The sequence below is a fragment of the Lentisphaerota bacterium genome (assembly GCA_016873675.1).
Taxonomy (GTDB): domain Bacteria; phylum Verrucomicrobiota; class Kiritimatiellia; order RFP12; family JAAYNR01; genus VGWG01.
Genome location: VGWG01000098.1, coordinates 1 through 9,607, shown reverse-complemented (window position 1 = coordinate 9,607; position 9,607 = coordinate 1). Strand labels below are relative to the sequence as shown.

Sequence of the window (9,607 nt, the reverse complement as noted above, 5' to 3'; positions counted from 1 at the left end):
GCGGCGAGACGCCGCTGCCCTACCCACCCCACGCACCCACACACCCACACACCCACACACCCACACACCCACACACACACTCACACACCCACACACCCACACACACACACACCCACACACTCTCCCGCCCCCCCCCGTTGCCAACCGATTGCAAACCTGTCGAACCTAGTCCACGACCACAACGATGTCATGGGTGAACGACGGCAGCGAGATGCTGAGTGCGGTGGCTTCGCGCAGGATGCCTTTTGCGGTGCCGCAGTCCGCCCCGTCTGCGGGATCCGCAAAACGAACCCGTGGTATGTCTTCTGTTCCCTGCCATCCCTCCAATCGAAGCGTCAGGCCCGCACAGGGTTCGGCCGTTTCCTGCCGGCCAACCAGAAATCCCTTGCTGGCAACATAGGCCACGGCACGCCGCCCGTCGGTGACCGCGACGGCCTCGGCGGCCTGTGCCGCCGGCCGGACGAGCGTGACCGAACCGATCCGCAGCCAGTCCAACCCCGTGTTGCGCAGGTCGAGCGTATGCGATCCCCGCCTGACCGCGACCGGCAACAACATCCGCTTCGTCACCGCACCGCGCCAGATTTCCCGCCCGTCGAGGATGACAGTCAGCTCGTTATCCCCCGCCGAAGACGCCCCCGTCACCGCGATCTCGAATGCACCGTCGTCCATGAACTCCGCCTTCAGACACAACACGCGCCCCATTTCAGCCTGCCACGCGCCCTGCAAAAATCCCGACTGGCCGAACAGCACACGATGAGGCAAGCCTTCGAAAGCCACCGTGTGGACGTTTGTCACGGTCGCGGCCCACTCCCTTTCGGGGGTCAGGGTGAGCCGCTCAACCGGCCGACCTCCGAAGACGCGGGCGGTCTGCGAGCGCACGGACGCCAGATCCCAACCCGAAAAAACCGTTTCGATAGCCCGGTGAACGTCGTACACGCCCGCCGCCTCGGCCTTGTTCCAGAACCAATACCACGCGGGCATCCCCGCAAGCCGCCCCCGCCACGTCAACCGCCGGACCAGCCCCCGCACGCGCGCAGATTCAGCCGGTTCAGCCGGTGTCTCGTCGGTCACACCGAACTCGCCGCAATACAGGCCCGCGGCGATGCCGTCCGTCTGGCGCCACGCCTGCTGTACCTCAGCCGCCGCCTGCACGGCGTCATCCCGGTACAGATGCATGTCCAGCCGATCAAGCGCGGGCGCGCCCTGGGCCAGGCGCATGAGAAAGGCGGTGTCGGACGCGCTGCTGACGACTGGCCGCGGCACGGCATCGAGCGCCTGGATGAACCGTGCGTGCTCCTGATGCCAGGCGACAACCGCTGCCGCTTCGCCCCGCAGCCGGATGGCATCGGACTGATCGACCTCGTTGAACAGCTCCCACGCCGCCAGCGCCGATTCGGCGCCCCAGCGTGCCACGCAGTAACGGTATCGCGCCCGCGTGCGTTCCCGTGCCCCGATATTCGAAAACAACTCAGCGGGCGTATTGAGAAAACCGCCGTGCGCGGCATTGTAGGGGTTGAATTCCCAGTTGGCATCGACCTCGGTGCTCCACTCTCCATGCGTTTCAAAGACAAGCTGTATGAACACCCCCTGCCGCGCGGACTCCTCGAAGAGCCAGTCAAAGAAGGCAGCGACCCGCTGGTTGTAGCGCCCCAGCCCGTAGCCGGTGTTCCACGGCGCCAACAGTGCCCCGCTCCATTCCAGCTCCTGTGCGGCGAAGCCGATCATCCACACGCGGATGAACCGGATGCCCGACGCGGCGCAACGCGTCAGCAGCTCGCGGTAGGGGGCGCGGTCAGCGCCTCCAGACCATGCCAGATTCAGTCCGGATGCGAACAGGCGCGACCCGTCGTCGCGCACCCAGACCCCGTTGCGCTGCGGATCGGGCCGGACGAATCCTCCGGGACGCCTGCCCTCAACCGTCACCTCCTGCGGCGGCGTGACCGCCACACCGGCGGCGGAGGTCAGGCGGAACGACACCCGGTAAACGCCCTCCAAGCGGAACGCCTGCCGGAAAAACCACCCCCCGGCGTCTGCTTCCGTGCCCGCCTCCGTGACCGCCACGCGATAGAAGCAGGGGTAGACCCGCAGACCGGCCGGCCCTTCGATCACGGCATCGAGCCGCACGCACGCCGGATCGTAGGGATTCTCAAATACCTGGTCAACACCAATCCGGCACTCAACCCGTTCGGCAACGGCGGCCGTCACCGTGTTGAAGGCCACGGGACCGAGGCACGGCAGTTGGACGGCCCAGACCGGTTGAACCCCGGCTACAGCCGCCAGCACCCCCATGATTGCGGCCCGCAGCACCTTCCGGCCCATCATGACCCTTTCTCCATGACCCGTCAGTCCTTACGGTATCAGGAACACAGCCCTTCCGGACATCCATTAGTGGCGTTGATTCAGAAAAAAGGCGCCAGACTCCCACACACCCACACACCCACACACCCACACACCCACACACCGAACTTACGGTTAATCCGCTGCGTGGAACAACCGCGCCGCCAGACGTGCGAAGCGGCGGCGCGCCGTGGCCGTGGCCGCCCGGCAGTCCGTCTTGCGATTGTGTTCGGCGATCGCGTCGTAGCTCATGGCGTTCCCCGGCAGTCGTTCATACCAATCCCGGCCGCCGTCCCGGCTGTGATCGGTGCAGCAGATCAACGGCTCGCCCTCCGGCGGAATCACATCCGCGCGAACGCCTCCATCAGCCGGCCGCAGCGGAACCTCAGAAAGCACGTTGTAGAGCAAGATGCTGCGGCCGGTGATCTCAGGTGCCGCCACACCAACCACGACGGCGTTTTCGACATCCACCCGCGTCGCAGTGACGTCCACGAGGACGCTGTTGCGAATGCGACCCGACCCGATGCGGCAACCGACGAGCACCGAACGGTCGTCGGCGTCCACGCCAGGAGCACCGGCGCCGCCGCATTCAGGCAGACGGAAGAAACGTCGCATTGCTGCCGCCTCAGCCGTTTTGGCGGTCAACGCGAGCGTGTTCTCGATGTAGCCGCGAATCTGACCGTAATCCCACCAGTAGGCGCTCGTCCCGATGTCCACGCAGCCGAACAGGCGCTCGCAGCCGTCTGGAAGCCGGGAACGGAACGCCTGCATCCGCGAATAATGCGCCGCCGCCACTTCCGGGCTCTCCTGCTTCTGGACCATGATGCGAACGTAGGTGTCACGATCCAGCGTCAGCGGCATCCAGAAGTGCGGGTCGGTGTCCATCTTGCCGCGCCGCGCCGTCAGTTCGGGCGCAAACTCGGCCAGCAGGGCTTCGGTAAAGGCGGCGGACATGCTGAACGATCCCAGGCTGACGCCGATGCCGCCCTCCACGCCGATCACACCGGAAGCCACCAAACGGGCTGCCTCAGCGAAGGCCACCTTTTCAACCTGAGCCGCGTCGCCGGAGGCTCGCACCGCGATCAGTCCATAGTTCTCCAATCCGCGCTCCCGCCATTGATCGGCGGTCGGCATCGGGCTCATCTGTGCGAGGATGTCCACGGCGTGGGTCGGCGTGTACCGCGCCTCGCGACTGGGGATGAACACCTGATCGCCCCAGAACACCGAAAGGCGGCCACTGCGGCTGTGCGCGTAGATCCCGGTCTGCCGAATCACCGCTTCGAGAATGGTGATCGGAACCGGGTCTCCGTCAAGCTCCAGCAGACCCGGAAGCCGAACGCCGGGCTTGTTGTTGTACTCGGCCGCCGGCAGCGGGGCCAACCGGGTGCCCTTGCCCGCCGTGTGGTACAGGCCGATGGCGGCGCCGCATCGCAGATGTTGAAGCAGGTCCACGCCGTGCCGGAGGCGGGCGCGCTTCGCCGCCTCCTGCAGGGCATACAGCGTACCCAGGCCGTTGCCGGCGCCGCCCGGCCAGTCCTCGCACAACACGAGAATGATCGCGTCACGCCGGGCCACCTGTCCGCGCGAGCGCTCCAGGCGATCCTGCCAGTAGGTCTCCTGATGCGGGCTTGTGGTCGAGACGATGATCACGTCCATGCCCGTCGCAGGGTCCGCCATCCCATCGAGATTTGCCGCGCGCTGATCGTCGCCCGGCGGCTCGGAGACACAGGTCGCGGGTCCGGTCTGAAGGGAAAGTGACATGCCGGGAAGTATACTGCGGGCGGACGGAGAAAATAAAGCTGATAATGGAACGGGTGCAAGAGCCTCGCTGCGCTCATGTTCTCTTCATCCTTCCACGCGCCCTGCGGATGTGCTATAAAGTGCGTCCACATGAACAATATCCCGACATCTCAGGACCGTTCCGCCACCGGAAACCCGACCCGCAGCGGCCTTTCCGCGCTTTTGCGCCACGACGTCCACCCCGTGGTGCAGTTCATCAAGTACGGCATCGTCGGCGGCCTGGCCACGAGCGTGCATGTCGCCACGTTTTTTCTTTGCGGCTGGTATCTATGGCCCTGCCTGACACAGAATGACATCACCGTGCGCCTGCTCGGTCTCACGGCGCCGACGGTATCGGAGTCCGTGCGCGTATGGCACGCCATTTACTGCAATGCCATCGCCTTCACCCTGTCCAACACCGTGTGCTACCTCTTGAACCGCCTGTTTGTGTTCAAACCCGGACGACATCATTGGGCGTTGGAATTTCTGTATTTTTTCGGCGGGTCGGGCATCAGTCTGGTGATCGGCACCGGTGTCCAGACGTTCCTGATGTCCCATCACGGGATGCAGACCACCTATGCGTTCGCGTCCAACCTCGTCAGCTCCCTGCTGATCAACTTCGCGATGCGCAAATATGTCATTTTTAAAGGCTGAAATGGACGTGCCCATGTTCCCTGTCAAACTGGATCGCCCCTTGTGTTTTCTCGACGTGGAGGCCACCGGCGTCACGCCGCGCGCCGACCGCATCATCGAGCTGGCGATCATCAAGATCAACCCCGACGGTTCCGAGGAATCCCGCACCTGGTTGCTGAATCCGGGTCTGCCGATCCCGCTGGAAACGGTGGCCATCCACGGGATCACGGACGAGATCGTCAAGAATTGTCCGCGCTTCCCCGATGTTGCCCGCGATATCCGGGCGTTCATCGGCGACGCCGATCTGGGCGGGTTTAACATTGCCCGCTTCGACATTCCCATGCTATGCGAGGAGTTCAGCCGCGCCGGCGTTGCCTTCGAGGCCGATTCCCGCCGCGTGCTCGACGCCCAGCGGATCTTTCACACGCGCGAGCCGCGCAACCTCGCGGCGGCGCTGGCCTTCTATTGCGGCCGGGAGCACACCGATGCCCACGGCGCCGAGGCCGATACCCGCGCGACGATTGATGTGGTCATGGGCCAGTTCAAGCGCTATCCCGACCTCCCAACCGACCTCGAGACGCTCGACCAGATGCTGAATCCGCGTGACCCCTTCAACGCCGACCGCGCGGGCCGTTTCCGCTGGATCGACGGCCAGCTTGTCATCAATTTCGGCAAGAAAAAGGGAACGCGCGTCCTCGATCTCATCCGCGATGATCCCAACTTCCTCAAGTGGATCGTCCGCAGCGACTTCCCCATGGACACACGCGCGATTGCCGAAAAAGCCCTCACCGGCGTCCTCCCTGAACCGCCGCGTATCAAAACGCCGTCGCCCCCGTCCGAGGAATAAGCTCCATGCCGGCCACGGATACACCACGAAAACATACACCGATCCTCCGCGCGCTGGACGCCCTGTCGGGAGCCGAGTCGCTGCTGATCTCCGGGCACGTGCGCCCCGACGGCGACGCGCTGGGCAGCGCTGTGGCCCTCGGCCGCCTGCTCGCCCGCGGCGGCAACCGGATCACGGTCTGCGCCGATCCGACCCACCTCGGCAGCCCCGGTTTTCTCACAAGCGCCGGTCCGCTCGTTTCGCCCGCGAAGGCCGCCTGCGGCGCGTATGACCTGATGGTTGTGCTCGACTGCGGCGCCCGCGACCGGATTCCAGAGCCGCTGCAACCCCTCGCCCGCACCCTCCCGCTGCTGAACATCGACCACCACCGCACCAACGACCGCTTCGGCACGCTCAACTGGATCGACGCTGCGGCCAGCTCGACCAGCGAGATGATCTGGAAGCTGGCCCGCCGCGCCGGCTGGCGCCTGGACCGCGCCGCCGCCGAGGCGCTCTGGGTGGGACTCATCACCGACACCGGCCGCTTCGCCCACGATCAGACCCGCCCCTCGACCCTCCGCTGCGGTGCGGATCTCCTGAAGCACGGTGTGCGCACCGCCTGGATCAACGACCGACTGTATGGGTTCTTTTCGCGCGAGGTGCTCGAACTCAAGCGCCGCGCCTTCAACACCCTCGCCGTCTGGCGCGGCGGCGATGTCGCTGTGATCTCGCTGACTGACCGCGACTTCGCCGAAACCGGCTGCGTCAAGGCCGACGCCGAGGACGTGATCGAAATTCCCCGATCCCTCGCTGGCAGCCGCGTCGCTCTTTTCTTCTACGAGGGCAAGCCCGACGAACGCCTCACCCGCCTGAGCATCCGCACCCGCGCCCCGATCGAAGCAACCGTTCTCGCCCAGCGCTTCGGCGGCGGCGGCCATGCCCGCGCCGCAGGCTGCACCATCCACGCGCCCCTCGCCGAAGCCATCACCCGCGTCCAGGCCGCCGTTGACGAATGGCTCGACGCCTGCCCGCCGGAGCCCGCATGACCCCCGCGACAAACCCCCTCGCCTCATCCGCCTTCTTCCCCGCGTTTGACCGTATTGCGCCCGAACACGCCGTCCCGGCAGTCCGCGCCGCCATTGCCGCCGCCGCCGCGGGCGCGGACGCGCTGGAGGCCGCTTTCACACCGACGTGGGACGGCCTGATGGCGCCGCTCCAGCGGCTGTGCGAACCGCTGCATGACGCCTGGGGCATTGTGAACCATCTCCTCAGTGTGATGAACAGCGACGCCTGGCGCGAAGCCCAGCAGACCCTGCAGCCCGAGGTCGTCGCCTGTTCCCTCCGCATCGCCCAGAGCAGGCGCTTCTACGAGGGCTTTCGCGCCATCCGCTCCGCTGGCGTCTCCGACCCCGCCCGGCGCCGCGTCCTCGACGCCGCCATCCGCGCCGCAGAACAGTCCGGCGTCGGCCTCGACGGCGACGCCCATGACCGCTTCAACGCCATCCAGCGCGACTTGGCCGAGGCCGGAACCTCCTTCACCAACGCCGTCCTCGACGCCATCAAGTCCTACAGCCTCTGGATCCGCGATGCCGGCGGCATCGCCGGCCTTCCACCGACGGTCCGTTCCCTGGCCGCCCAGGCCGCGCGCGAAGCCGGCGAACCCGCCGCCACCCCCGAAGACGGGCCGTGGCGCATCACCCTGGACGCCGCCGTATCAGCCCCTTTCCTTATGCACGCCCGTGACCGCGCTCATCGCGAAACGCTCTTCCGCGCCATGGCCGCCAAGGCGTCATCCGCCCCCTGCGACAACACCGCCCGCGTCGAGCAGATTCTCGCCCTCCGCCGCGACAAGGCCGCGTTGCTGGGTTATCCCCACTTCGCCGCCGTCAGCCTCGCCAACAAGATGGCCGGCACGGTGGAGGCGGTTGACGCCCTGACCGCGCAACTCGCCGACGCCGCGCGCGACGCCGCCGCGCGCGAAACCGCCCTACTGCTCGACTTCGCGCGCGAAAACGGCTTCGCCGACACCGAACTCCGTCCCTGGGACCGGGCCTTCTGGGTCGAACGGCTCATCGAGACGCGCTACCGCTACAGCGATGAACAGGTGCGCGCCTACTTTCAATTCCCGCTCGTGCTCGACGGCCTCTTCGCCCTCGCCCAGCGCCTCTTCGACATCCGCATCGTTCCCGCCGACGGCGACGCGCCGGTCTGGCACCCCGACGTCCGCCTGTTCCGCGTGGAAGACCCCGACGGCGCCCCGCGCGCCTGGTTCTACGTCGATCCCTACTCGCGCCCGGCGACCAAGCGCTCCGGCGCCTGGATGAACGACTTCCACACCCGCGCCCGCCTGCCCGGCGGCGGGCTGCGCCATCCCCTCGCGCTGATCGTCTGCAATCAGACGCCCCCCGCCGACGGGCGTCCCTCGCTCATGCGGCTCTCCGAAGTGCAGACCCTGTTCCACGAATTCGGCCACGCCCTCCAGCACATGCTCACCACCATTGACGAGCCCGACGCCTCGGGGATCAACACCGTCGAGTGGGACGCCGTCGAGATCGCCAGCCAGTTCATGGAGAACTGGTGCTACGATCGCGCCACGCTCACCTCCCTCTCGCGTCATATCGAGACCGGCGCGGCGCTTCCCGGCTCCCTCTTTGACGCCATCATCGCCGCCCGGAACGTCATGGCCGCATCGGGTATGCTCCGCCAGCTCTATCTCGGCGCCACCGACATGGATCTGCATGCCCGGTACCCGCAGCCCGGCGCGGCCGACGCCGACGCCGTCAAACGGGCCGCCGCCGCCCGGTTGCTCCCCTTTGCGCTGCTTCCCGAAGACCGCCTGCTCTGCTCTTTCTCGCACATCTTCGCGGGGGGCTACGCGGCCGGCTACTACAGCTACAAGTGGGCCGAGGTCCTCGCCGCCGACGCCTTCGCCGCGTTTGAAGAGGCCGGTCTCGAGAATGACGCCGCGATCCGCGCCACCGGCCGGCGCTTCCGCGACACCTTCCTCGCCCTCGGCGGCAGCGTCCACCCGATGGAGGTCTTCCAGACCTTCCGCGGCCGCCCCCCCGCCATCGAGCCGCTCCTCAGGCATGCGGGATTGCGGTGACCGGGTCATCAGGATGTGCATGCGCCGCGCCCCTTGCGGCCGGTCAGAACGGCTCGGCGAGCAGCTCGAAGTAATCCACCGGGTGGAGGCAGGCGGGACACCGCTTGGGGGCCGACGTCCCCTCGTGGATGTAGCCGCAGTTGGTGCAGTACCACGTCACCGCCGCCGGACGGACACACACCCGGCCCGCCGCAAGATTGGCCGCCAGCGCGCGGTAGCGCTTCTCATGGTACTGTTCCGCCACCGCGATCTTTTCGTACATCGTGGCGACATCCGCGAAACCCTCCGCGCGGGCGATCTGGGCGAATCCGGGATAGAGCAGCGTCCACTCCTCATGCTCGCCCGCCGCGGCGGCCAGCAGGTTGTCGTGTGTCTTGCCGATCACGCCGGCGGGATACGCCGCACGGATCTCGACCTGACCGCCCTCGAGATACGAGAACATCCGCTTGGCGTGCTCCTTCTCCTGATCCGCCGTCTCCAGGAAGAGGTTGGCCATGGGCACAAACCCCTCTTTCCGCGCCGCGCTGGCGAAAAACGTGTAACGATTCCGCGCCTGCGATTCGCCCGCAAAACTGGTCAGCAGGTTGATCTCCGTCTTCGATCCCTTGATGCTTGCCATGGCTGAACTCCTGTTGATTGTCCGTCCTCCGCTCCCCTTCCGCCCGGACTGCCGGGCGATGCGGACGGCGATAATTTACCACTTCCCTCGGCAATCGGCAACCGTGTATCGGCACGAAGGGGGGCGCATGGCAGTTCTGATGAGGTCGTTAATTCCTAATCGTAATCGTAATCGTAATCGTAATCCCCCACCCTTTGCCGATCCGGCTCGTAGACGGCTCCCGGCTCATGCACACGATCAGGGGATGTGCTACGGATCAATCCGACCAGCATGGAGACAATTCGAACGAGGATCTCTTTTCCCGGTT

The 9,607-nt window shown here is 66.3% G+C and carries 7 protein-coding genes; 4 read left to right on the top strand and 3 right to left on the bottom strand.

From position 1 onward, the window contains the following. Positions 1-165 precede the first annotated feature (165 nt). Together FJ222_10380 and FJ222_10375 are read right to left on the bottom strand one after the other, a co-directional pair. Positions 166-2,322 (bottom strand): hypothetical protein, encoded by a 2,157-nt coding sequence (locus FJ222_10380; GenBank protein ID MBM4164828.1) that lies wholly within the window; start codon positions 2,320-2,322, stop codon positions 166-168. A gap of 150 nt (positions 2,323-2,472) precedes the next feature. Beyond that, entirely contained in the window at positions 2,473-4,098 is a 1,626-nt protein-coding gene (locus FJ222_10375; protein MBM4164827.1) for a hypothetical protein, read from the bottom strand. 75 nt (positions 4,099-4,173) lie between these two features. Here FJ222_10375 and FJ222_10370 point away from each other — a divergent pair, with 75 nt between their 5' ends. From FJ222_10370 to FJ222_10355, 4 genes are read left to right on the top strand one after another with little or no spacing between them, the layout of a single operon-like run. After that, positions 4,174-4,770, top strand: a complete 597-nt coding sequence (locus FJ222_10370; GenBank protein ID MBM4164826.1) for a GtrA family protein — start codon at positions 4,174-4,176, stop codon at positions 4,768-4,770. Next, positions 4,751-5,596 (top strand): 3'-5' exonuclease, encoded by an 846-nt coding sequence (locus tag FJ222_10365; protein ID MBM4164825.1) that lies wholly within the window; start codon positions 4,751-4,753, stop codon positions 5,594-5,596. Before FJ222_10370 ends, FJ222_10365 begins: the two co-directional genes overlap by 20 nt. A 5-nt stretch (positions 5,597-5,601) precedes the next feature. Beyond that, complete coding sequence (locus tag FJ222_10360) at positions 5,602-6,621, top strand: bifunctional oligoribonuclease/PAP phosphatase NrnA (GenBank protein ID MBM4164824.1); 1,020 nt, start codon at positions 5,602-5,604, stop codon at positions 6,619-6,621. Beyond that, a complete protein-coding gene (locus FJ222_10355) occupies positions 6,618-8,681 on the top strand; it encodes a M3 family metallopeptidase (GenBank protein ID MBM4164823.1) in 2,064 nt (687 codons plus the stop codon). Before FJ222_10360 ends, FJ222_10355 begins: the two co-directional genes overlap by 4 nt. Positions 8,682-8,724: 43 nt before the next feature. Here the strand turns inward: FJ222_10355 and FJ222_10350 are convergent, their stop codons facing one another. Next, complete coding sequence (locus FJ222_10350; protein MBM4164822.1) at positions 8,725-9,300, bottom strand: rubrerythrin family protein; 576 nt, start codon at positions 9,298-9,300, stop codon at positions 8,725-8,727. Between the last annotated feature and the right edge of the window lie 307 nt (positions 9,301-9,607).